The organism is Mycolicibacterium cosmeticum, from assembly GCF_000613185.1.
Taxonomy (GTDB): Bacteria; Actinomycetota; Actinomycetes; order Mycobacteriales; family Mycobacteriaceae; genus Mycobacterium; species Mycobacterium cosmeticum.
In genome coordinates this window covers 706,804-731,381 of record NZ_CCBB010000001.1, presented here as the reverse complement: position 1 = coordinate 731,381, position 24,578 = coordinate 706,804, and the positions used below count along the sequence as shown (strand labels likewise).

The window sequence follows — 24,578 nt, the reverse complement described above, 5'->3', positions numbered from 1 at the left end:
ATCACAAAGGCCGTCATGCACCGGTACAAGGTCCGTGAGATCGCTCAGCAGAGCGGGCTGAGCGAAGCGACGGTGGATCGCGTGCTCAACGACCGGCCCGGGGTGCGGGAGAACACCCGGGCCGAGGTCCTGCAGGCCATCGCCGACCTGGACAAGCAGCGGGCGCAATTGCGGCTCAACGGCCGTCGATTTCTCATCGATGTGGTGATGCAGACACCGCAGCGGTTCTCCGACGCGTTCCGGGCGGCCGTCGAGGCCGAACTGCCTGCCTTCGCCCCGGCGATGCTGCGCGCCCGCTTCCATCTGTGGGAGTCCGGCTCCACCGCCCAGATGGTCGAGGAGCTCGGCCGCATCAAGGGTAGCCACGGGGTCGTGCTCAAGGCACAGGACGAGCCCGCGGTGGCCGAGGCGGTCGACCGCCTGGTGGCCGCGGGTGTCCCGGTGGTGACCTACACGACCGACATCCCCACCAGTGCGCGCTGCGCCTACGTCGGCATCGACAATCACGGGGCGGGCGTCACCGCCGCGTACCTGATGGACCAATGGCTCGGTGCGTCCCCCTCCGGTGTGCTGATCACCCTGAGCCGGACCGTCTTTCGCGGCGAAGGGGAGCGCGAGGTGGGGTTCCGGTCCGGATTGCGCGGCACCGGCAGGGAGATCATCGAGGTGAGCGACAGTGACGGCATCGATGCCACCAACGAGCGGTTGGTGCTCGACGCGCTGGAGCGGCATCCCGCGATCGAGGCGGTGTACTCGCCCGGCGGCGGCAACACCGCGACGGTCGCGGCCTTCGACACCCTCGGCCGTCGGTGCAAGGTGTTCATCGGCCATGATCTGGACGCGGACAACCGGCGGCTGCTGCGGGACGGACGCATCTCGGTGGTGCTGCACAATGACCTGCGGGCCGACGCGCGGCAGGCCATGCGGGTGATCCTGGCCCAGCACGGCGCCCTGCCCGCCGAACCGGTCCGCCCGACGCCCATCCACGTCATCACGCCGTACAACCTGCCTGCATAAGTGGCCTGCTCAGCCACCCGCTCGGCCGTGGAATCTGATTCCGCGGCCATCACGACTACGATTCCGCGAGAAAGTAAAGACATAAGGAGAACCGTTCGATGACGCCAGAGTTGGTCCCCGGCGTGACCGTGCTGGGCAACCTGGCGATCGACATCATCGACGGGGCCCCGCCCAGTCCCGGCGGATGCGCCTCCTTCGCCGGGGTGGCGCTGGAAGCCGTCGAGGTCCTCGGGCACATCGTGGCGATGGGCGCCCCGGACGACCACGAGTTGTTCGACGAGGTCCTGGACCGGTTCGGCGATATCGTGCGGTTCCTGCCGTCGGACCGCACCAGCGGTTTCCGCCTCGACTACGACGACACCGACCACCGCCGGATGTCGGTCGATGCGATCGGCCCGGTCTGGACGGCCGCCGATATCGACACCGACGATCCCCGCACCACCTGGATCCACCTCGCCCCGCTGATGCGCACCGACTTCCCGGCCGGCACGCTGGCCCATCTGGCCGCGCGCGGGCACCGCATCGCCTATGACGGCCAGGGCCTGGTGCGGGCCGACCGGCTCGGCCCGCTCACGCTGGATCGCAACTTCTCGCCCGATCTGCTCCAGCACCTCGACATCCTCAAACTCGCCGAGGACGAGGCGGTCATCGTCGCCGACGGTGATTTCGACGCCTCGACCGCCGAGTGGCTGGGTGTCCCCGAGATCGTGGTGACCTACGGCTCGGAGGGGTGTGACATCTACAAGGACGGCACCGTGGTCCGGGTGCCCGCGGCGTGGCGCGTGCTGGGCGTGCAGACCACCGGTGCCGGCGACATGTTCACCGCCTGTTACGTCGCCAATCGGGCCGACGGCGCGGACCCGCACCGGGCCGCCGAACTGGCCAGTGAACTGGTGGCCAGGGAGTTGCAGAAGCGCGTCGAGGTCGGGTCGCCCGACCGGGTCTGAACCCGGGTGACGCCTGCTAGAGTTGACGGGTGTCAACTTCGGGTCCGGCGCGCCGGCGCCCGGCTACCGGCGGGTAGCGATGTTCTTAGAGAATGCCGTTCTCCTCGACGTGATGAACGCCACAAATCCGGCGATTGGTGCCGCTCTTCACGTCTGTGAACTGCATGTTTTTCCGCAGGTTACCCGCGTGTCGCCTGTTCGTGCTGGCAAAGCCACCCTAAGAGAAGTGCAATAATGGTTACCGGTAGTGACACCAAAAATCTTCGACGCAACGCCTCTCCTCGAAGCAGCCAGAGTTGATGGGGCGTGAAAGGCAGGGAGTCGTGGGCCAGAACGGCAACGGGGCCGCCCCGCGGCAGAAGCTGGAGAAGGTCGTCATCCGCTTTGCGGGCGACTCCGGCGACGGCATGCAGCTCACCGGTGACCGGTTCACCTCGGAAGCGGCGCTGTTCGGCAATGACCTTGCCACCCAGCCGAATTACCCCGCGGAGATCCGCGCACCACAGGGCACCCTGCCCGGTGTCTCGTCGTTCCAGATCCAGATCGCCGACTACGACATCCTCACCGCCGGTGACCGTCCCGACGTGTTGGTGGCGATGAATCCCGCCGCGCTGAAAGCCAATGTCGGTGACCTGCCGCGGGGTGGCCTGATCATCGCCAACTCCGACGAATTCACCAAGCGGAACCTGGCCAAGGTCGGCTACGAGGCAAACCCGCTGGAGACCGACGAGCTGTCCGACTACGTCGTCACCCCGGTGGCGATGACGACCCTGACCCTGGGTGCGGTCGAGGCCATCGGCGCCTCCAAGAAGGATGGCCAGCGCGCCAAGAACATGTTCGCCCTCGGCCTGCTGTCCTGGATGTACGGCCGGGAGCTGGCCCACAGCGAGGCCTTCATCCGGGAGAAGTTCTCCCGTAAGCCCGATGTCGCCGAGGCCAACGTGCTGGCGCTGAAGGCGGGCTGGAACTACGGCGAGACCACCGAGGCGTTCGGGACCACCTACGAGGTCTCCCCGGCCAAGCTCAAGACCGGCGAGTACCGCCAGATCTCCGGCAACACCGCGCTGGCGTACGGCATCGTGGCCGCCGGCCATCTCAGCGATCTGCAGGTGGTGCTCGGCACCTACCCGATCACCCCGGCGTCGGACATCCTGCACGAGCTGTCCAAGCACAAGAACTTCAATGTGCTGACCTTCCAGGCCGAGGACGAGATCGCCGGTATCGGCGCGGCGATCGGCGCGTCCTACGGCGGTGCGCTCGGCGTCACCAGCACGTCGGGGCCCGGTGTGTCACTCAAGTCGGAGGCCATGGGGCTGGCGGTGATGACCGAGCTGCCGCTGATCGTGATCGACGTGCAGCGCGGCGGCCCGTCCACCGGCCTGCCCACCAAGACCGAGCAGGCCGACCTGCTACAGGCCCTCTTCGGCCGCAACGGCGAATCACCGCTGGCGGTGCTGGCCCCGGCCACCCCGTCGGACTGCTTCGATATCGCCGTGGAGGCCGCCCGCATCGCGGTGCACTACCACACCCCGGTCATCATCCTGTCCGACGGCGCGATCGCCAACGGCTCGGAGCCGTGGCGCATCCCCGACATCGCCGGCTACCCGCCGATCAAGCACACCTTCGCCGAGGCCGGCCAGCCGTTCCAGCCCTACGCCCGTGACCCGGAGACGCTGGCCAGGCAGTTCGCCATCCCCGGCACTCCCGGCCTCGAACACCGCATCGGCGGCTTGGAGTCGGCCAACGGCTCCGGGGCCATCTCGTACGAGCCCAAGAACCACGACCTGATGGTCCGGCTGCGCCAGGCCAAGATCGACGGCATCGAGGTTCCCGACCTCGAGGTCGACGATCCGACCGGCGACGCCGAGCTGCTGATGCTCGGCTGGGGCAGCAGCTACGGGCCGATCGGCGAGGCGTGCCGGCGGGCGCGGCGCAACGGCGTCAAGGTGGCCCACGCTCAACTGCGCTACCTCAACCCGTTCCCGGCCAACCTCGAAGAGGTGCTGCGGCGCTATCCGAAGGTCGTCGTTCCGGAGATGAACCTCGGCCAGCTGGCGCTGCTGCTGCGCGGCCGGTTCCTGGTCGACGTGCAATCGGTCACCAAGGTCGAGGGCATGGCGTTCTTGGCCGACGAAGTCGAGGGCATCATCGGCGCGGCGCTGGACGGCACGTTGCGACAGAAGGAAACTGACAAGGCGAAGTTCGCACGGTTGGCGGCGGCCACCGTGGAATCTGTGGGAGCTGGAGCATGACCGACCTGATTGGCGCCGACCTGGGCCTGACCGAAGCCCTCAGCAAGACGGCCCTGGTTCCGACCACGGATCAGCCGCAGAAGGGCAAGGACTTCACCAGCGACCAGGAGGTGCGTTGGTGCCCGGGGTGCGGTGACTACGTCATCCTCAACACCATCCGCAACTTCCTGCCCGAGCTCGGTCTGCGGCGCGAGAACATCGCATTCATCAGTGGCATCGGCTGCTCCAGCCGGTTCCCGTACTACCTGGAGACCTACGGTTTCCACTCGATTCACGGTCGCGCCCCGACCATCGCCACCGGGCTGGCGCTGGCCCGCCCGGACCTGTCGGTGTGGGTGGTGACCGGCGACGGTGACTCGCTGTCGATCGGCGGCAACCACCTGATCCACGCGCTGCGCCGCAACATCAACATCACGATCCTGCTGTTCAACAACCGCATCTACGGCCTGACCAAGGGGCAGTACTCGCCGACCTCCGAGGTCGGCAAGATCACCAAGTCCACCCCGATGGGCTCGCTGGACTACCCGTTCAACCCGGTGTCGCTCGCGCTGGGCGCCGAGGCCACCTTCGTGGGCCGGGCGCTGGACTCCGATCGCGCCGGCCTGACCGAGGTGCTGCGCGCCGCCGCCAGCCACCGCGGTGCCGCGTTGGTCGAGATCATGCAGGACTGCCCGATCTTCAACGACGGATCCTTCGATGTGCTGCGCAAGGAGGGCTCCGAGGACCGGCTGATCAACCTGCATCACGGTGAGCCGATCACATTCGGTGCCGATGCCCAGTACTGCGTGGTGAAGTCGGGGTATGGCCTGGAGGTCGCCAAGACCGCCGATGTGGATGCCGACCAGATCGTGGTACACAACGCCACGATCGACGACCCGGCGTACGCGTTCGCGCTGTCGCGGCTGTCCGAGCAGAACCTCGAGCACATGGTCACGGGCATCTTCCGTCAGGTCAGCAAGCCGACCTACGACGACGCGGCCCGTCAGCAGGTTGCCGACGCGCGCGCCGCCAAGCCGGGCGACACCGCCGCGCTGCAGGCACTGCTTCGCGGCAAAGACACCTGGTCCGTCGACTAGTCACGCTAACGTCACCTAGGTGACGTCATCTCCGCCACTGGCAGCAGTTGTGTTGGCAGGCGGGGCATCCCGCCGCATGGGTCGGGACAAGGCGACGCTGGTGCTCGACGGGCGGACCTTCGTGGAACGCGTCGTCGCGGCGGTATCCCAGCGGTGCACGCCGGTGTTCGTGATCGCCGCACCCGGTCAGGCCCTTCCCGAGCTGTCGGCCGAGATCCTGCGTGACGAGGTGCGCGGTGTCGGCCCCTTGCTGGCCACCGCGCGGGGCCTGCGGGCGGCCGCGGACGCCGGAGCGGAGCGGGCGTTCGTCTGTGCCGTGGACATGCCCCATCTGTCGGCCGAGTTGATCGACATCCTGGTTGCCGAGCCGTCGGTGGCCGATGTGGTCTTGCCGTGGGATGGCCGCGACCACTACCTGGCCGGGCTGTACCGGACCCGGCTGGCCGACACGGCCGCACAACTGGTGGCGGCGGGGGAGCGCAGCATGCGCGCCCTGGTCGACGGGACCGCCGGGGTCGACACGCAACGCGTCGTGCTGGACGAGCAACGTGCGCTGGCCAACGTCAACACCGCGGCCGACCTGCCATGAACCTCGGTGAATTGCCGTCCCGCGAGGCAGCAAATTGTGAATTTGAACGCCTCCCGGCGCGAATTCGAACCGGTACGACGTTATTGGCTTTTATCTCCGATCGATAACAGAACAGATTGTTTTCTGACTGTTCACCGTCGGCTGGTGCCGTCTGCGGGTGCGATTCCGCGGGCGTGTCGAAACATGTTGCACAACAACGGAATCGGATCTCGCCATCGGTGCTGTAACTCGTGTGATTGGCCGAAAGGCTCAGCGACACAAGGCGCTAAGCTGCACTAACTTCTGTCCGCGGTTGTCGACTGGTCCATGCCACTGGCCGGCGCGGCGGCCCACCCGCCGGGCGGCTTGGAATCAGGCGCTCGCAGCACCTGAATTGCCTGCAGCGCAACATGTTCGAACGCCGCCCTGCGGCACGGGCCACTTACCGCGGCGCAACCGCGATTTGGCCGGTATCGACTCGAAAGCGTTGCAGCAAGCCATGTTTGGGGAAGTAGAGCACTGAACTGGTTCGCCGTACCGGCCAGCGAACCGCGCCCGGGTAAAACCGCAGGTCAAGCCTCATCGGCAGCTCGCGCGGCGAAAATGCCGGGACGGGCCGGCCGATCGCGTGGCCCAGCTCACAAAAACGTGGTGATATGAGTCACGAAATGGTTGAGCGCGTCGGTTTCGGGCACTCGCGTCGATCTTCCGGCTGACCTGCACAGTTGATACATAGTGAGCGTCGTGATCTTCTCGTGATCTTCTCGCGACACGTTCTAGATGTGATGTGACTTCGTCTGGATGGTTTTGTACGTTTTCCTCAACTCCCCGACCGGAGCAAATAATTTCACATCAAAACCTGCGTGTGTGCGGGGCTTCTGCGGCAAGGCCGCGGAAGCGGCCGGGGCCGATTTTCCCCGGCGAGGCGATCTCGTGCCTCCCGCTGTCGTGCCCGACCGAGAAGGCACGGCCCAAATTCCCGTCTGGGTGATCCAGGCATTCCACGCCCGCTTGTGCGCGGGCGTTCTTTTGGCGCGCGCTTGGCGAGAGGATCGAAGTTGAAGAACATCCGCACGACGTTCGGTATGGCCGCCATCGCCGGGGCGCTCGCAGTCGCGCCCGTGGCCCTGGGGGCGGGTACCGCCAATGCGGACAACGGTGTGAACTGGGATGCCGTCGCGGCCTGCGAATCGGGCGGCAACTGGGCCATCAACACCGGAAACGGCTACTACGGGGGCCTGCAGTTCACCATGGGCACCTGGCGGGCCAACGGCGGCAGCGGCTCGCCCCACCTGGCCAGCCGGGAGGAGCAGATCCGGGTCGCCAACAACGTGCTGCACTCGCAGGGCATCGGCGCATGGCCGGTGTGCGGCCGTCGCGGCTGACGCGCACGTCATATACCAAACACACGACAATGGCGCCGGGCTTTCGAGCCCGGCGCCATTGTTTTCTCACGAATACCGCCAATATCCATAGGTCACATAAGAAACCCCTAAAACTTCGGCATCGTCAGTAACAGACGATTTCCCCCACCCGAAACACGGGTAACCGCAGTGTCAGAAAGCACTTCAAACACATGCGGAACTCGTGTCACCGGTCGGGGAAGGACCGCAATGAAGAACATCGGCGTCGCTCTGCAGAAGACTTTCACCCGCATGCTGTGGGTCGTGGCCGCGACCGGTGCCTTCGCCGCCGCACCGCTGACCCTGGCGGCGACCGCCAGCGCCGACAGCGGCGTCAACTGGGACGCCATCGCCCAATGCGAGTCGGGCGGCAACTGGTCGATCAACACCGGCAACGGCGCTTCCGGGGGACTCCAGTTCAAGCAAGCCACCTGGACCGCCAACGGGGGCGTCGGCGCACCGCACCAGGCCAGTCGCGCCGAGCAGATCCGCGTCGCCGAGAACGTGCTGCGCACCCAGGGCCTCGGAGCCTGGCCGAGCTGCGGTGCCAAGGGCGCCACCCCCGCCGTCTGGACCACCCCGGCCCCCGGCGGCCAGAACCCGGCCGCCGCCGGCTGCCAAGCCATCCGGCCCGGTGCCATCCTCGGCATCTTCGACATCCGCAAGATGTGCACCGCGCTCGCCGCCTTCGGGCAGCCCCGCTGATACCCCGCCCAGGTTGGGATCGGTAGCCGCTTCTCTCACCCACGCTGTCGGAGCCATCGCATCAGCGCGTTGGCCCCCGACCAGAGGAGAGAGAAACGATGACCGCCCTACCCCTTCGATTCGGCCTGGCCGCAGCCGCCCTGATCATCTCCGCGCTGAGCGGCTGCTCGACGGTCGCCGACGTCCGCAAGATCACCGATGCGGCCACGTCGGCGGTCGAGCAGATCCAGGAGGGGACCGGGGCGCTGACCGAATCGACCGGCAGTGTGCTCACCGTGGACGGGTTGAACAAGGCGTTCGCGGCCATCTCGGCGAAGGTGGGGGCGGACCCCATGCAGGTGGTCGAGGTGACCCTGGTCCCGACGACGGTCACGGTGCAGGCCGTCGATCCGAACGCGCCCACCGAACTGAACCAGTGGACCTACACCGCCGGGCATGTCGGCGCCTCCCGGCCGGTGGACTATGACGACGATGCAGAGGCCCTGCGGCAGAACCTCTTTGCCATCACCGAGGTGCCCGCCACGGCCATCATCGCGGCGGTCGACGGCGCCGTGGCCGCCAGCGGGATCGCCGACGGCAAGGTGCAGTCGGTGATCGTCGACCGCAACCTGCCGTTCGACGACAGCTTGCGCATCCTCATCAACGTGGCGGGCGAGCGGAGCACCAAGCAGGTCCGTGCCGACAGCGCGGGGCAGATCACCGACGTCGTCTGATCCGGTTAGCGTGGCGGGATGACGCCTCGCCACGCCTTCGGTGACCTCGACCGCTTTCTCGAACTGTCCAGGGTTGCCGGCCTGGCCGTCTCGCCCGACGGCTCCCGGCTGGTCACCACGATCACCGAGATCAACGACGAACACACCGAATTCGTCACGGCGATCTGGGAGCTGGATCCGGCCGGGCACCACCCCGCCCGGCGGCTGACGCGCGGCGCCAAGGGGGAAACGGCGCCTGCCTTCACCGCCGACGGCGACCTGCTGTTCATCGCGGCACGCCCGACGCCCCGTGACGACAAGCCGCCGGCGGCGCTGTGGCGGCTGCCCGCGTCCGGCGGTGAGGCCGTCGAACTGCTGACGCTGCCCGGCGGGATCGGTGCCGTGCACACCGCGATGTCGGCCGACCGGGTCATCGTCACCGCGCCGCTGCTTCCGTCGGCGGCCACCGTGGCCGACGACGCCCGACTGCGCAAGCTACGCAAGGACAACCAGGTTTCGGCCATTCTGCACACCCGCTACCCGGTGCGGTACTGGGATCACGACCTCGGACCCGATCACCCGCACCTGCTCGATGCGGCCGACTCCCGTGACCTCACCCCGTCACCGGGTGCGGCACTGCGTGAGGCCGGGGTCGCCGTCAGCGCCGACGGCAGCTTCGTGGTGACGTCCTGGCACGCGCCAGGGCCGGGCGCCTCGATCCGCGTCTGTCTGGTCCGCGTCGATACCGCCACCGGCGCGCGGCAGGTGATCGCCGAGGACCCGGACGCCGATCTGGGTCATCCCGCCATCTCCCCGGACGGCAGCCGGCTGGCGTTCCTGCGCGAGACGGTGTCCACCCCCGATCGCGCGCCACGGATCACGTTGTGCGTCATGACGTTCGGCGAGCCGTGGGTACAGGTGGGTCAGGACTGGGATCGCTGGCCCGCCTCGGTCGGCTGGACGACCGACGGAACCGGCCTCGTCGTCACCGCCGACGACAACGGCCGATGCCCGATCTTCGCGGTGGACCCGGACGGTGGTGCCGTCACCAGACTGACCGACGACGACTACAGCTACGCCGAGGTGCACACCGCGCCCGGCGGAGTCGTCTACGCGCTGCGCCATTCGTATACCGCACCGCCCCATCCGGTGCGCATCGACGCCGACGGGCAGGTCGTGGTGTTGCCCTGCGTCGACATCCCGGAACTGCCGGGCGACGTGGAAGAGATCACCGCGACGGCACCCGATGGCGTGCGGGTACGGTCCTGGCTGGTGCTGCCGGAGACGACCGAACCGGCGCCCCTGCTGCTGTGGGTGCACGGTGGGCCGTTGGGCAGCTGGAACGCTTGGCACTGGCGGTGGAATCCGTGGCTGCTGGCCGCCGCGGGCTATGCCGTGCTGCTACCCGACCCGGCGCTGTCGACGGGGTACGGACAGGACTTCGTCCAGCGTGGCTGGGGCGCCTGGGGTGCGGCGCCCTACACGGATCTGATGGCGGCCACCGACGCGGCCTGTGCCCACCCGCGGGTGGATGCCGGACGGACGGCCGCCATGGGCGGATCCTTCGGCGGTTACATGGCCAATTGGATCGCCGGACACACCGACCGGTTCGACGCGATCGTCACGCATGCCAGCCTGTGGGCGCTGGACCAGTTCGGGCATACCACCGATGGGGCGTACTGGTGGGTGCGTGAGATGACCGAGCAGATGACGCAACACAATTCACCGCACCGGCATGTCGCCCGGATCAGCACCCCGATGCTGGTGATCCACGGCGACAAGGACTATCGAGTCCCGGTCGGTGAGGCGTTGCGGCTGTGGTACGAACTGCTCACCGAGTCGGCGCTGCCGGCCGACGACGACGGTGACAGCCCGCACCGGTTCCTGTATTTCCCCTCCGAAGGGCACTGGGTCGCCGCGCCGCAGCACACCAAGATCTGGTACCAGGTGATCCTGGCTTTCCTGGCCCGTCACGTTCTGGGTGAGGACGGACCCCTGCCGGAGACGCTCGGGTAGCTTCGGGCTCATGACCACGCAGCGGGAATTCGACCTCGTCCTCTATGGCGCCACCGGGTTCGCCGGCAAACTCACCGCGGAATACCTGGCCACGGCCGGTGCGTCGGCCCGGATCGCCCTGGCCGGCCGGTCGGCGGAAAAGGTGCGGGCGGTGCGTGACAGCCTCGGCGAGCCCGCGCATGCCTGGCCCGTCATCGAGGCCGACACGAGCGCTCCGGCCTCGCTGGCGGCGATGGCCGCGCGCACCCAGGTGGTGGTGACCACGGTCGGGCCCTACACCCGCTACGGGCTGCCGCTGGTGGCGGCCTGCGTGGAAGCCGGAACCGATTACGCCGACCTGACCGGGGAGACACCCTTCATCCGCGACAGCGCCGACCAGTTCCACAAGCAGGCCGCCGACACCGGTGCCCGCATCGTGCACTCCTGCGGATTCGACTCGATCCCTTCCGATCTCACCGTCTATGCGCTCTATCACCGCTCGCGCGAGGACGGCTCGGGCGAGCTCACCGACACCGACCTGGTGTTGCGCCGGTTCGCCGGCGGGGTCTCCGGCGGCACCGTCGCGTCGATGGTGGAGTTCTTCCGCACTGCCGCAAGCGATCCCGACATCCGGCGCGCGATGCTCGATCCCTACACGCTGAGCACCGACCGCGCCGCCGAACCCGAGCTCGGCCACCAATCGGACACACCCTGGCGCCGCGGTGTCCAGATCGCCCCGGAACTGGCGGGCATCTGGACCGGTGCGTTCGCCATGGCGGCACCCAACTCGCGAATCGTGCGCCGCAGCAACGCACTTCTCGACTGGGCGTACGGCCGGAAATTCCGGTACGCCGAGCACATGAGCACCGGCTCGTCGGTCCTGGCGCCGGTCGCGTCCGCGGTGGACACGGCGGTCAACGCCGCGGCGTTCGGCCTCGGGATGAAGTACCTCGACAAGGTGCCGTCGACGGTGCTGGAGCGGATCACCCCCAAACCGGGCAGCGGGCCCAGTGAACGGACCCGGGACAAGGGGCACTACCGCATCGAGACCTACACCACCACCAGCAGCGGTGCCCGGTACCGCGCCGTCATCGCCCAGCAGGGCGACCCCGGCTACAAGGCCACCGCGGTGCTGCTCGGCGAGAGCGGCCTGGCACTGGCGCTCGACCGGGACCGGCTCTCGGACCTGCGCGGCGTGCTCACCCCGGCCGCGGCGATGGGTGACGCGCTGCTCACCCGGTTGCCCGCCGCCGGCGTGACGTTGCAGACCACCCGGCTGAATTGAAACCGGTGAGCGCCGAACACCTGTGGGCGAGGGCCGAATACGGCTAGGGTCGACCGCGGGTGGAACTTCAACCAGCGATAAAGGTGGGGACGACATGGCCGGTCTTGATGATCTTTACGCGCAGATTCCGGTACAGGACATTGCCTCGCGGCTCGGCGCCGATGAAGGCGAGGTGAACAACGCCATCCGGACCCTGGTGCCGGCCCTGGTCGGCGGCCTGCAGCACAACGTGCAGTCCGCTGACATCGACTCGAGCCAGTTGGAGTCCGCCGTCTCCGCGCAGGGTGCCAGCGGCCTGCTCGACGGTGGGGTCAGCGTCGACCAGGTGGACCAGGCCGAGGGCGACAACATCGTGGCCAACATCTTCGGCGGTAACGACAGTGGCCAGGTCGCGGCCGCGCTGGCGGGCGGCGGCGCCGGGGGGAGCAACCTGATCAAGCAGTTGCTGCCGATCCTGGCCCCCATCGTGCTGGCCTATATCGGCAAGCAGTTCGCCCAGAAGAGCGGCCAGGGGCAGCCCGAGGCCGCGTCCTCCGGCGGTGGGCTGGGTGACGTGCTGGGCAGCATCCTCGGCGGCGCCGGCGGCGGTGGCGGCAACAACCCCCTGGGCAGCATCCTGGGCAGCGTGCTCGGCGGCGGCTCCGGCGGGCAGGGCGGCAATCAGGGGAACGTCATCGGCGACATCCTGGGTGGGCTGCTCGGCGGCAAGAAGTGATTTGTGGAGCCGCACCCGTAATGGTTACGGGTACGGCTCCACAGATCGCCGGGAACGGGGGCTTGTTCGGCCACTCGTCCGGTTTCCTTAGAATCGAGCGGTGACTGCCAGCCCTTCCTCGCGCGCCGATGCCCTGCCCAAGTCCTGGGAGCCGGGTGCGGTAGAGAGCGAGCTGTATCAGGGTTGGGTCGACGCCGGCTACTTCACCGCCGACCCGTCGAGCACCAAGCCGCCGTACTCGATCGTGCTGCCGCCCCCCAACGTGACGGGCAGCCTGCACATGGGCCACGCCCTGGACCACACCCTGATGGACGCGCTGACCCGGCGCAAGCGCATGCAGGGGTACGAGGTGCTGTGGCTGCCCGGCATGGACCACGCCGGCATCGCCACGCAGTCGGTGGTGGAAAAGCAGCTCGCCGTCGACGGCAAGACCAAAGAGGACTTCGGTCGCGAGCTGTTCATCGAGAAGGTGTGGGACTGGAAGCGTGAATCCGGCGGCACCATCGGCGGGCAGATGCGCCGGCTCGGCGACGGGGTGGACTGGAGCCGCGACCGCTTCACCATGGACGAGGGCCTGTCCCGCGCCGTCCGCACCATCTTCAAGCGGCTCTACGACGCCGGGCTGATCTACCAGGCCGAGCGGCTGGTGAACTGGTCACCGGTGCTGCGGACCGCGATCAGCGATCTCGAGGTCAAGTACGAGGACGTCGAGGGCGAGCTGGTCTCCTTCCGGTACGGCTCCATGGACGACACGCAGCCGCATATCGTGGTGGCCACCACCCGGCTGGAGACCATGCTCGGTGACACCGCCATCGCGGTGCATCCCGACGACGAGCGCTACCGCGCCCTGGTCGGCAAGACCCTGCCGCACCCCTTCCTCGATCGCGATATCGTCATCGTCGCCGACGAGCACGTCGACCCCGAATTCGGTACCGGCGCAGTCAAAGTCACGCCCGCGCACGACCCGAACGACTTCGAGATCGGCGTCCGGCACAACCTGCCGATGCCGTCGATCCTCGACATCACGGGTGCGATCACCGGCACCGGAACGCAATTCGACGGCATGGACCGGTTCGAGGCCCGGGTGGCGGTGCGCGAGGCGCTGGCCGCGCAGGGCCGCATCGTCGCCGAGAAGCGGCCCTACCTGCACAGCGTCGGGCATTCCGAGCGCAGCGGCGAACCGATCGAGCCGCGGCTGAGTCTGCAGTGGTGGGTCAAGGTCGAATCGCTGGCCAAGGCTGCCGGTGACGCGGTGCGTGGTGGTGACACCGTGATCCACCCGGCCAGCCTGGAACCGCGCTGGTTCGCCTGGGTGGACAACATGCACGACTGGTGCATCTCGCGCCAGCTGTGGTGGGGGCATCGCATCCCGATCTGGCACGGCCCCGACGGCCAGCAGGTGTGCCTGGGGCCCGACGAGACCCCGCCCGAGGGTTGGGTGCAGGACCCCGACGTGCTCGACACCTGGTTCTCCTCGGCGCTGTGGCCGTTCTCCACGATGGGCTGGCCCGAGCGCACCCCGGAGCTGGAGAAGTTCTATCCGACCAGCGTGCTGGTCACCGGCTACGACATCCTGTTCTTCTGGGTGGCCCGGATGATGATGTTCGGCACCTTCGTCGCCGGCGACGACGCGATCGGCGCCGGTTCCGTTCCGTTCCGGAATGTGTTCCTGCACGGCCTGATTCGCGACGAATTCGGTCGCAAGATGAGCAAGTCCAAGGGCAACGGCATCGACCCGCTGGACTGGGTGGAGAAGTTCGGTGCCGACGCGCTGCGCTTCACCCTTGCCCGTGGGGCCAGTCCCGGCGGTGACCTGTCCATCGGTGAGGACCACGCGCGCGCGTCCCGCAATTTCGCCACCAAGCTGTTCAACGCCACCAAGTTCGCGCTGATGAACGGCGCGGCACCGGCACCGTTGCCGGCGGCCGGTGAATTGACCGACGCCGACCGCTGGATCCTGGGCCGGCTCGACGAGGTGCGCGCCGAGGCGGACGCGGCATTCGAGAGCTACGAGTTCAGCCGTGCCTGCGAGGCGCTGTACCACTTCGCCTGGGACGAGTTCTGCGACTGGTATGTCGAGCTGGCGAAAGTCCAGATCTCACAGGGTCTTTCGCACACCACAGCAGTGCTCGCCGCGGTGCTGGACACGCTGCTCAAACTGCTGCACCCGGTGATGCCGTTCGTTACCGAGACGCTGTGGAAGACGCTCACCGGTGGTGAGTCGATCGTCGTCGCCGACTGGCCCGAGCCATCGGGCTTCGCGCCGGATGCGGTCGCCACCCGGCGCATCACCGACATGCAGAAGCTGGTCACCGAGGTGCGCCGGTTCCGCAGCGACCAGGGCCTGGCCGACCGGCAGCGGGTGCCGGCCCGGCTCAGCGGCCTGGACGCCGCCGACGTGGAATCGCAGCTGCCCGCGGTCACCGCGCTGGCCTGGCTCACCGAACCGGCCGACGGTTTCACCGCCTCGGCATCGGTCGAGGTGCGCCTGACCGAGGGCACCGTGGTGGTCGAGGTGGACACCTCCGGCACCGTCGACGTCGCCGCCGAACGGCGCCGTCTGGAAAAGGACCTGGCCGCGGCGGAGAAGGAATTGGCGCAAACCACGGGCAAACTCGGCAACGCCGAGTTCCTGGCCAAGGCGCCCGAGGCCGTCGTCGACAAGATCAAGGCCCGTCGTCAGCTGGCGCAGGAAGAGGTCGAGCGGATCACGGCGCGGCTCGCCGGGTTGCGATGAGCAATCCGGAGCCCACCCCGGACGAGATTGCGGCGCTGCTGCAGGTCGAGCACCTGCTCGACCAGCGGTGGCCGGAAACCAAGATCGAGCCGAGCACCGCGCGTGTCGAGGCGCTGCTGGAACTGCTCGGTTCGCCGCAGCGCAGCTATCCGTCGATCCACATCGCCGGCACCAACGGCAAGACGTCGGTCGCGCGGATGGTCGATGCCCTGCTGACCGCGCTGCACCGGCGCACCGGGCGGACCACCAGCCCGCACCTGCAGTCGGCCGTCGAACGCATCTCGATCGACGGAAAGCCCATCAGCCCAGCGCAATACGTCGCCACCTACCGTGAGATCGAACCGTTCGTCGAGCTCGTCGACGCGCAATCCGAAGCGGCCGGCGGGCCGAAAATGAGCAAGTTCGAGGTGCTCACCGTGATGGCATTCGCGGCCTTCGCCGATGCGCCCGTCGACGTCGCGGTGGTCGAAACCGGCCTCGGCGGCCGGTGGGATGCCACCAACGTGGTCAACGCGCCGGTCGCGGTCATCACCCCGATCGGCATGGACCACACCGAGTTCCTGGGCGACACCATCGCCCAGATCGCGGGAGAGAAGGCCGGCATCATCACCAAGCAGGCCGATGACCTGGTGCCCACCGACACGGTCGCGGTGATCGGCCGCCAGCCGGCAGAGGCGATGGAAGTGCTGCTGGCCCAAGCCGTGACGGCCGACGCCGCGGTGGCCCGGGAGGATTCGGAGTTCGCGGTGCTCGGCCGCCAGATCGCCATCGGCGGCCAGGTGCTGTCCCTGCAGGGGCTGGGCGGGACGTACGACGACATCTTCCTGCCGTTGCACGGTGAGCATCAGGCGCACAACGCCGTTCTCGCGCTGGCCGCCGTCGAGGCGTTCTTCGGAGCGGGCGCGCAACGCCAACTCGACATCGACGCCGTCCGCGCGGGATTCGCCGCCGCGGCCAGTCCCGGCCGGCTGGAGCGGGTGCGCAACGCGCCCACGGTCTTCCTGGACGCCGCGCACAATCCGGCCGGTGCCACCGCGCTGACCGCCGCGCTGGCCGAGGAGTTCGACTTCCGCTATCTCGTCGGCGTGGTGTCGGTGATGGGGGACAAGGACGTCGACGGCATCCTGACCGCACTGGAACCCGCGTTCGACCAGATCGTCGTCACGCACAACGGTTCGCCGCGCGCCATGAGCGTCGAGGAGCTCGCGCTGCGCGCGGAGGAACGGTTCGGCCCGGAGCGCGTCATCACGGCCGCGACCCTGCCCGACGCGATCGAGACGGCCATCGCGGCGGTGGAGGAGTCCAGCGGCGGCGAAGGGCTGTCCGGCAGCGGCATCGTCATCACCGGTTCGGTGGTGACGGCGGGCGCCGCGCGGACCTTGTTCGGGCGGGATCCCGCATGAGCGCCCCCGATCCGTGGAAGAGCTTCCGCGGCGTGATGGCCGGCACGCTGATCCTGGAGGCGATCGTCGTGCTGCTGGCGCTGCCGGTGGTGTCGTTCGGTACCGGCGGCCTGACGTGGGTGTCCGGCGGGTTCCTGATCGGCATGACGGTGCTGTTGGTGCTGCTGTCGGGGATCCAGGGCCGGCCGGGCGCCATCTGGATCAATTTCGGCGTGCAGCTGGTGCTCGTCGGCGGGGCGTTCATCCACTGGGGCATCGGCTTCATCGGGGTGGTGTTCGCGTTGGTCTGGGCGTTGTTGATCTTCTTGCGTGGTGAGGTCAAGCGCCGCCAGGAACGCGGCCTTTTGCCTGGTCAACGCCCCCGCGACGAGGGTGCCGCGGACTGATTTCCCGGATCGATTACCGACCGGTACGCTGTCCGCCGTGACTGAGCGCACCCTTGTTCTGATCAAGCCCGACGGCGTCCAGCGGCACCTGATCGGTGAGATTGTCAGCCGGATCGAGCGCAAGGGCCTGACGTTCGCGGCTCTGGAACTGAAGGTCGTCAGCGACGAGCTGGCTCGCCAGCATTACGCCGAGCACGACGGTAAGCCGTTCTTCGGCTCGTTGCTGGAGTTCATCACCTCCGGGCCCGTGGTGGCGGCCGTGGTCGAGGGACCGCGGGCGATCGCCGCGTTCCGCCAGATCGCCGGCGGCACCGATCCGGTGGAGAAGGCCACGCCAGGCACCATCCGTGGCGACCTGGCCCTGGTCACCCAGGACAACCTGGTCCACGGCTCGGATTCGCCGGAGTCGGCGGCCCGGGAAATCGCCCTCTGGTTCCCGGGCTTGGCAGGCGCTTAGCTCGCCGTTCGGCCGCTTCGTCAGATTCCGGCCCGCGGTATGGGATACTGGCCGTGGGAGACCGGCGCCACAACGGGGCCGGCCTCCCGGATGAAGACTTCGACGAGCGCGACCATCGCCACAAGCGGTGCGGCGCCGACCGTCCAGCCATCATTCAGCCAGGCACCGAGTGGGTTCATCCCGAACCGCTCGGGGCGAGACCATGACAAGTCCGGGGGAAGTGTCCCGGATCCATAGCGGAAGCCCTCGCGTGGCCGCGTCGAACTGACGCGCCCGGGGGCTTGAGGAGAATACGTGGCCGAAGATGCCCATACCCAAGACCTTTCCCAACCAGCGCAGCAAGAGGAACTGCCGGCGAAGCTGAGAGTCCACTCGCTGGCCCGCGTGCTGGGCACCACCAGCAAGCGCATCGTCGATGTGCTCGCCGAGCTGGACGGTCGGGCGCGCAGCCCCCACTCCACGGTCGACAAGGCCGAGGCCGAGCGCGTCCGTGACCTGCTGACCGCCGCCGAGGCTGCCGAATCCGAGCCACCGGTTCCCACCGGGTCGGTCGAGCCGGCCGAGGTGGCCGAAGCGGTCGACGTGGTGACCGCCGAGGCGGTCGAGGCCAGCGCAGCCGCAGATTCCCAGCCCGACGAGCCGCCGGTTCCCACCGGGTCGGTCGAGCCGGCCGAGGTGGCCGAGGCCGTCGAAGTGGTGACCGCCGAGCCCGAATCCCGCCTGTTGTTGGAAACCCCGCACGCGTTCGAACTCGAGGTCGCCAGCGAGCTCAGCCCGCGCGCCGAGGTCGAGCCGGCGCCCTACCTGCCGCTGTTCGTCGCACCGCAGCCGGTCGAGTTCCAGCCGCGGGTGGCCGCCGCCGACGAGAGCGACGACACCGATGAGGGCGACGACGTCGACGATGCCGACGCCGAGGCCGACGGCGAGGAAGGGCAGGCCGATCGACCGGCGGCCCGCCGGCGCCGGCGCGGACGCCGTGGCCGTGGCCGTGGCCGCGGTGAGCAGAACGCCGATGACGCCGGTGAGGACGCCGATGCCGAGGGCGGTGCGGACACCGGCGAGCAGGCCGAGGGTGACGACACCGACGACGCCGAGGACACCGACGACGAGAACGGTGACGAGGCGGGCAGCGCCGAGGGTGGCAGCCGCCGGCGGCGCCGTCGGCGCCGGCGCAAGACCGGCAACGGCGACAACGGCGATTCCGACGAGGGTTCGCCGGACGATCCGCCGAACACCGTGGTGCACGAGCGGGCGCCGCGGGAACGGTCCGGCAAGTCCGGCAAGGACCCCGACGAGATCCAGGGCATCAGCGGATCGACGCGGCTGGAGGCCAAACGGCAGCGCCGCCGGGATGGCCGTGACGCCGGTCGCCGCCGTCCGCCCATCCTGAGCGAGGCCGAGTTCCTGGCCCGTCGGGAGGCGGTCGAGCGCACGATGATCGTGCGGGACAAGATCCGTACCGAGCCGCCGCACGAGGGTGCCCGCTACACCCAGATCGCGGTGCTCGAAGACGGGGTCGTGGTCGAGCATTTCGTGACCTCGGCGGCGTCGGCATCGCTCGTCGGCAACATCTACCTGGGCATCGTGCAGAACGTGCTGCCGTCGATGGAGGCCGCGTTCGTCGACATCGGGCGGGGCCGCAACGGTGTGCTCTACGCCGGTGAGGTCAACTGGGAGGCCGCCGGCCTCGGGGGGAACAACCGAAAGATCGAGCAGGCGCTCAAACCCGGCGACTACGTCGTCGTGCAGGTCAGCAAGGACCCGGTCGGGCACAAGGGCGCCCGGCTCACCACGCAGATCTCGCTGGCCGGGCGGTACCTGGTGTACGTGCCGGGCGCGTCGTCGACCGGGATCAGCCGCAAGCTGCCCGACACCGAGCGGCAGCGGCTCAAGGAGATCCTGCGGGAGGTGGTGCCCGCCGGTGCCGGCGTGATCATCCGCACGGCATCCGAGGGCGTCAAGGAAGAGGACATCCGCGCCGACGTCGAGCGGCTGCAGAAGCGCTGGACCGAGATCGAGGCCAAGGCCACCGAGACCACCGCGAAGAAGGCCGGCGCCGCGATCGCGCTCTACGAAGAGCCCGACGTGCTGGTCAAGGTGATCCGCGACCTGTTCAACGAGGACTTCTCCGGTTTGATCGTGTCCGGCGACGAAGCCTGGAACACCATCAACGGGTACGTGAACTCGGTCGCCCCCGAACTCGTGTCGCGGATGACCAAGTACGAGCCCAACACGCCCGACGGGCCGGACGTTTTCGCGGTGCACCGCATCGACGAGCAGCTGGCCAAGGCGCTGGACCGCAAGGTGTGGCTGCCGTCGGGCGGCACCTTGGTGATCGACCGCACCGAAGCGATGACGGTCGTGGACGTCAACACCGGGAAGTTCACCGGGGCCGGCGGCAACCTGGAGCAGACGGTCACCAAGAACAACCTCGAGGCGGCCGAGGAGATCGTGCGCCAGCTGCGGCTGCGCGATATCGGCGGCATCGTGGTCATCGACTTCATCGACATGGTGCTGGAGTCCAACCGGGATCTGGTGCTGCGGCGGCTCACCGAGGCGCTGGCCCGTGACCGCACCCGGCATCAGGTGTCGGAGGTGACCTCGCTGGGCCTGGTCCAGCTGACGCGCAAGCGCTTGGGCACGGGGCTCGTCGAGGCCTTCTCGACCACGTGCACGCACTGCGCGGGCCGGGGCATCGTCTTGCATGTCGATCCGGTGGACACCGCGCAGGCGGTCGCCCGTAAGGCCGAATCCGGCGGAGGCGCCGGCGGCGGTGGCGGACGGCGCGGCAAGCGCGGCAAGAAGGGCGCCAAGCCCGAAGAGGTGCAGGTGGCGAAGGTGCCCGCGCACGCCGCCGGTGAGCACCCGATGTTCAAGGCGATGGCCGCGGCCAACGGCAAGCACGAGGATGACGAGGACGTCGAGGCCCTTCAGGTCGAGGCCGGCGAGGACGAGACCCAGACCGTCACCGAGGCCGACGACGACCTGACGGCGGCCGATGGCACCGAGGACGCCAACGGCATCGACGACGACGACGTCGAAGACGAGTTCGACGAATCCGACGAATCCGACGAGGACGAAGCCGACGTCATCGACGTCATCGATGATGACGACGACGAGGACGAAGACGACGACGAGTTCGACGAGGACTCCGATGACGAAGACTCGGATGACGAGGACTCGGACGACGAGGACTCCGACGACGAGTTCGATGACGAGGATTCCGACGACTCGGATTACGACGACGAGGACGACTCGGACGACGACACCGAGGACTCGGACGACTCCGAGGATGACGACTCGGACGACGGCACCCCGGCTGACCAGGGCATCGTCGCGCACCAGCCGGCGGCCGAGGCGGCCACCCCGGCCGGCAGGCGACCCCGTCGCCGCGCCGCGGCCCGGCCGGCAGGCCCCCCGGGCGGCGCGGTTTGACCCTGTCCACGCTGCTCACGTACCCTTGACCAGTTGTCGCGAGGCTTGCAGCCGCGAAAGCTGGCTCAGTTCGCAAACAAGACCTGCACGTGCACCTTCACCGATTGCGCGCGCCCAGAAGAACGAAGTAGAGGAAGACTAACGATGGCAGCCGATAACGCCACGTACGCAATCGTCAAGACCGGCGGCAAGCAGTACAAGGTCGCCGTCGGTGACGTGGTCAAGGTCGAGAAGATCGAGTCCGAGCCGGGTTCGTCCGTCTCGCTGCCCGTCGCCCTCGTCGTCAACGGCGCGAAGGTCACCACCTCGGCCGACGAGTTGGCCAAGGTCGCGGTCACCGGTGAGGTGCTCGAGCACACCAAGGGTCCCAAGATCCGCATCCATAAGTTCAAGAACAAGACCGGCTACCACAAGCGGCAGGGCCACCGTCAGCAGCTGACGGTCCTCAAGGTCACCGGAATCAAGTAGTAGGAGGCGAACGACATGGCACATAAGAAGGGCGCTTCCAGCTCGCGCAACGGTCGCGACTCCGCCGCCCAGCGACTCGGCGTCAAGCGGTTCGGTGGCCAGGTGGTCAAGGCCGGCGAGATCTTGGTGCGGCAGCGCGGCACCCACTTCCACCCCGGCGTGAACGTCGGCCGTGGCGGCGACGACACCCTGTTCGCCACCGCTCCCGGTGTTGTGGAGTTCGGCGCCAAGCGTGGCCGCCGCACCGTCAACATCGTGCGACCGTCGGTCCAGGAAGCCTAGTTTTTCGAGGACTTTCCGCGAAGGTGAAGCTGCTGCGAGTTCTCCAGACAGGACTCTCGGCAGCTTCACTTTTTTAGGAAGGACCTGATATGCCCCGGTTCGTCGACCGTGTGGTCATCCATGCGCAGGCCGGTAACGGCGGCAACGGCTGCGCTTCGGTGCACCGCGAGAAGTTCAAACCCCTCGGTGGGCCCGACGGTGGAAACGGGGGCCGGGGCGGCAGCATCGTCCTGGTCGTCGACCCCCAGGTCCACACGCTGCTGGACTTCCATTTCCATCCGCACGTCAGCGCGCCCTCGGGTAAGCAGGGCGCCGGCAGCAACCGCGACGGCGCGGCCGGAGACGATCTCGAGGTGCGGGTGCCCGACGGCACCGTCGTGCTCGACGAGCAGGGCCGGCTGCTGGCCGACTTGGTCGGCGCCGGAACGCGTTTCGAAGCGGCCGCCGGTGGCCGCGGCGGACTCGGCAACGCCGCGTTGGCATCCCGGGCCCGGAAGGCGCCCGGCTTCGCCCTGCTGGGGGAGAAGGGCCAGACCCGCGACCTGACGCTGGAACTCAAGACGGTGGCCGATGTCGGCCTGGTCGGGTTCCCGTCGGCCGGCAAATCCTCACTGGTGTCCGTGATTTCGGCGGCCAAGCCCAAGATCGCCGACTATCCGTTCACGACGCTGGCGCCCAATCTGGGCGTGGTGTCGGCCGGGGACCATTCCTACACCGTGGCCGATGTGCCCGGTTTGATTCCGGGCGCATCACAGGGCCGCGGCCTCGGCCTGGACTTCCTGCGCCACATCGAACGGTGCGCGGTATTGGTGCACGTGGTCGATTGCGCCACCATGGAGCCGGGTCGCGATCCCATCTCCGATATCGACGCGCTGGAAGCCGAACTGGCGGCGTATCGGCCGACGTTGCAAGGTGATACCACCCTCGGCGATCTCGCCGAGCGTCCCCGGGCCGTGGTGCTGAACAAGATCGACGTACCCGACGCCAAGGAGCTGGCCGACTTCGTCCGCGAGGAAGTGGCCCAGAAGTACGGCTGGCCGGTCTACGAGATCTCGACGGTGAGCCGGGAGGGCTTGCGCCAGTTGACGTTTGCATTGTGGGAACTGGTTGCCGCGTACCGGGCGGCGCAGCCGGAGGTGGCGCCGCGGCGCCCGATCATCCGGCCCATCCCCGTCGACGAGACCGGATTCACCGTGTCGCCGGACGGTCAGGGCGGGTTCGTCGTGCGGGGCACCCGGCCGGAGCGCTGGATCGCCCAGACCAACTTCGACAACGACGAGGCCGTCGGCTATCTGGGCGACCGGCTGGCCCGCCTCGGCGTGGAGGACGAGTTGCTCAAGCAGGGCGCGACGCCGGGGTGCGCGGTCACCATCGGTGATGTGACCTTCGACTGGGAGCCGCAGACCCCGGCCGGCGTCGACACGCACCTGTCGGGGCGGGGTACCGACATCCGCCTCGAACAGACCGAGCGGGTGGGTGCCGACGAGCGTAAGGCGGCACGGAAGGCGCGCCGGGAGAGCGGCGAATGAGCGACGCTCGCGGCGCGAATCATGACGCGGGCGACGCTCGCGGCGCGAATCATGACCGGAGCGCGTACCGCGATGCGATCCGCACCGCACGCAGCGTCGTCGTCAAGATCGGCACCACCGCGCTCACCACGCCGTCCGGGGTGTTCGACGCTTCCCGGCTGGCCAATCTCGCCGATGCCATCGAGGGCCGGATGAAGGCGGGCTCGGATGTGGTGATCGTGTCGTCGGGTGCCATCGCCGCCGGTATCGAACCGCTCGGTCTGACCAAGCGGCCGAAAGACCTGGCCACCAAGCAGGCCGCCGCCAGCGTCGGTCAGGTCGCCCTGGTCAATTCCTGGAGTGCCGCCTTCGGCCGCTACCACCGCACCGTCGGTCAGGTGCTGCTCACCGCGCACGACATCTCGATGCGGGTGCAGCACACCAACGCCCAGCGCACGCTGGACCGGCTGCGTGCCCTGCATGCGGTGGCGATCGTCAACGAGAACGACACGGTGGCCACCAACGAGATCCGGTTCGGCGACAATGACCGGCTCTCGGCGCTGGTGGCGCATCTGGTCGGGGCGGACGCGCTGATCCTGCTCTCCGATATCGACGGCCTCTACGATTCCGACCCACGCAAGGGGAATGCCCGCTTCATCCCGGAGGTCGCCGCACAAGGGGACCTCGACGGCGTGGTGGCCGGTGCCGGCAGCAGCCTGGGCACCGGGGGAATGGCGTCCAAGCTGTCTTCGGCGCTGCTGGCCGCCGATGCCGGGGTGCCGGTGCTGTTGGCCGCCGCGTCCGACGCAGCCGCCGCTCTCGACGACGCCTCGGTCGGTACGGTGTTCGCGCCGCGCCCGGAGCGGATGTCGGCCCGCAGGTTCTGGGTGCGGTATGCAGCCGAGTCGGCGGGTGCGCTGGCCCTCGACGCCGGCGCGGTGCGCGCGGTGGTCAAGCAGCGGCGGTCATTGCTGCCTGCCGGTATCACGGCGGTAACCGGCAAATTTCACGGCGGCGATGTGGTCGAGCTGCGTGGGCCGGATGCGCAAACCGTCGGCCGTGGAGTGGTGGCCTACGACGCGGCGGAATTGACCACGATGATCGGTCGATCCACCCATGATCTGCCCGCCGAACTGCGTCGGCCCGCGGTGCACGCCGATGACCTGGTGGCCACCTGACGGGTCACGATGGTGTGACTTTCGCAAATTTTTCGAGCCCCTCGTTCGGGTGTCTGCGCAGTTCGCGGG

General features: G+C 68.4%; 20 protein-coding genes. All 20 read left to right on the top strand.

The genetic code is table 11. The features are described from left to right. Positions 1 to 15: 15 nt before the first annotated feature. The 20 genes from BN977_RS03535 to proB all read left to right on the top strand — a co-directional run bounded on the left by BN977_RS03535 (position 16) and on the right by proB (position 24,509). Positions 16 to 1,017, top strand: a complete 1,002-nt coding sequence (locus BN977_RS03535; RefSeq protein ID WP_036396361.1) for a LacI family DNA-binding transcriptional regulator — start codon at positions 16 to 18, stop codon at positions 1,015 to 1,017. 98 nt (positions 1,018 to 1,115) lie between these two features. Next, on the top strand, positions 1,116 to 1,964 hold the full coding sequence (locus tag BN977_RS03530) for a PfkB family carbohydrate kinase (RefSeq protein WP_227456268.1): 849 nt from the start codon (positions 1,116 to 1,118) through the stop codon (positions 1,962 to 1,964). 323 nt (positions 1,965 to 2,287) lie between these two features. Continuing rightward, complete coding sequence (locus BN977_RS03525) at positions 2,288 to 4,216, top strand: 2-oxoacid:acceptor oxidoreductase subunit alpha (RefSeq protein WP_024452937.1); 1,929 nt, start codon at positions 2,288 to 2,290, stop codon at positions 4,214 to 4,216. Continuing rightward, positions 4,213 to 5,292: a 2-oxoacid:ferredoxin oxidoreductase subunit beta gene (locus BN977_RS03520; protein ID WP_024452938.1), complete on the top strand. Its 1,080-nt coding sequence runs from the start codon at positions 4,213 to 4,215 to the stop codon at positions 5,290 to 5,292. The genes BN977_RS03525 and BN977_RS03520 overlap by 4 nt, the downstream gene beginning before the upstream one ends. A 19-nt stretch (positions 5,293 to 5,311) precedes the next feature. Then, positions 5,312 to 5,881: a molybdenum cofactor guanylyltransferase gene (mobA, locus tag BN977_RS03515; protein ID WP_084172387.1), complete on the top strand. Its 570-nt coding sequence runs from the start codon at positions 5,312 to 5,314 to the stop codon at positions 5,879 to 5,881. Positions 5,882 to 6,918: 1,037 nt separating this feature from the next. Continuing rightward, positions 6,919 to 7,245 carry a transglycosylase family protein gene (locus BN977_RS03510; protein ID WP_024452940.1) on the top strand — a complete coding sequence of 109 codons (327 nt, stop codon included), beginning with the start codon at positions 6,919 to 6,921 and terminating at the stop codon, positions 7,243 to 7,245. 228 nt (positions 7,246 to 7,473) lie between these two features. Continuing rightward, positions 7,474 to 7,968, top strand: coding sequence for a transglycosylase family protein (locus BN977_RS03505; RefSeq protein WP_024452941.1), 495 nt, complete (start codon positions 7,474 to 7,476; stop codon positions 7,966 to 7,968). Positions 7,969 to 8,066: 98 nt separating this feature from the next. Beyond that, on the top strand, positions 8,067 to 8,681 hold the full coding sequence (locus BN977_RS03500) for a hypothetical protein (protein WP_036396357.1): 615 nt from the start codon (positions 8,067 to 8,069) through the stop codon (positions 8,679 to 8,681). A gap of 18 nt (positions 8,682 to 8,699) precedes the next feature. Then, the gene (locus BN977_RS03495; RefSeq protein ID WP_036396356.1) at positions 8,700 to 10,676 is read left to right on the top strand and encodes a S9 family peptidase; all 1,977 of its coding nucleotides are present in this window, start codon (positions 8,700 to 8,702) and stop codon (positions 10,674 to 10,676) included. A gap of 10 nt (positions 10,677 to 10,686) precedes the next feature. Next, positions 10,687 to 11,940, top strand: coding sequence for a saccharopine dehydrogenase family protein (locus tag BN977_RS03490; RefSeq protein WP_036396354.1), 1,254 nt, complete (start codon positions 10,687 to 10,689; stop codon positions 11,938 to 11,940). 94 nt (positions 11,941 to 12,034) lie between these two features. Then, entirely contained in the window at positions 12,035 to 12,655 is a 621-nt protein-coding gene (locus BN977_RS03485) for a DUF937 domain-containing protein (RefSeq protein WP_024452945.1), read from the top strand. Between the two features lie 100 nt (positions 12,656 to 12,755). Next, a complete protein-coding gene (locus BN977_RS03480; protein ID WP_036396352.1) occupies positions 12,756 to 15,392 on the top strand; it encodes a valine--tRNA ligase in 2,637 nt (878 codons plus the stop codon). Continuing rightward, a complete protein-coding gene (gene folC / locus BN977_RS03475; RefSeq protein WP_024452947.1) occupies positions 15,389 to 16,795 on the top strand; it encodes a bifunctional tetrahydrofolate synthase/dihydrofolate synthase in 1,407 nt (468 codons plus the stop codon). The genes BN977_RS03480 and folC overlap by 4 nt, the downstream gene beginning before the upstream one ends. Beyond that, on the top strand, positions 16,792 to 17,181 hold the full coding sequence (locus BN977_RS03470) for a DUF4233 domain-containing protein (protein ID WP_024452948.1): 390 nt from the start codon (positions 16,792 to 16,794) through the stop codon (positions 17,179 to 17,181). The genes folC and BN977_RS03470 overlap by 4 nt, the downstream gene beginning before the upstream one ends. Positions 17,182 to 17,218: 37 nt before the next feature. Further along, complete coding sequence (gene ndk, locus BN977_RS03465) at positions 17,219 to 17,638, top strand: nucleoside-diphosphate kinase (protein ID WP_024452949.1); 420 nt, start codon at positions 17,219 to 17,221, stop codon at positions 17,636 to 17,638. Between the two features lie 294 nt (positions 17,639 to 17,932). After that, positions 17,933 to 21,073: a ribonuclease E gene (locus tag BN977_RS03460; RefSeq protein ID WP_036396349.1), complete on the top strand. Its 3,141-nt coding sequence runs from the start codon at positions 17,933 to 17,935 to the stop codon at positions 21,071 to 21,073. 144 nt (positions 21,074 to 21,217) lie between these two features. Beyond that, complete coding sequence (rplU, locus tag BN977_RS03455; RefSeq protein WP_024452951.1) at positions 21,218 to 21,541, top strand: 50S ribosomal protein L21; 324 nt, start codon at positions 21,218 to 21,220, stop codon at positions 21,539 to 21,541. Positions 21,542 to 21,556: 15 nt separating this feature from the next. After that, complete coding sequence (gene rpmA / locus BN977_RS03450) at positions 21,557 to 21,823, top strand: 50S ribosomal protein L27 (protein WP_024452952.1); 267 nt, start codon at positions 21,557 to 21,559, stop codon at positions 21,821 to 21,823. Between the two features lie 89 nt (positions 21,824 to 21,912). Beyond that, complete coding sequence (gene obgE / locus BN977_RS03445; protein ID WP_036396346.1) at positions 21,913 to 23,352, top strand: GTPase ObgE; 1,440 nt, start codon at positions 21,913 to 21,915, stop codon at positions 23,350 to 23,352. Further along, positions 23,349 to 24,509: a glutamate 5-kinase gene (gene proB, locus BN977_RS03440; protein ID WP_024452954.1), complete on the top strand. Its 1,161-nt coding sequence runs from the start codon at positions 23,349 to 23,351 to the stop codon at positions 24,507 to 24,509. Before obgE ends, proB begins: the two co-directional genes overlap by 4 nt. Positions 24,510 to 24,578 lie beyond the last annotated feature (69 nt).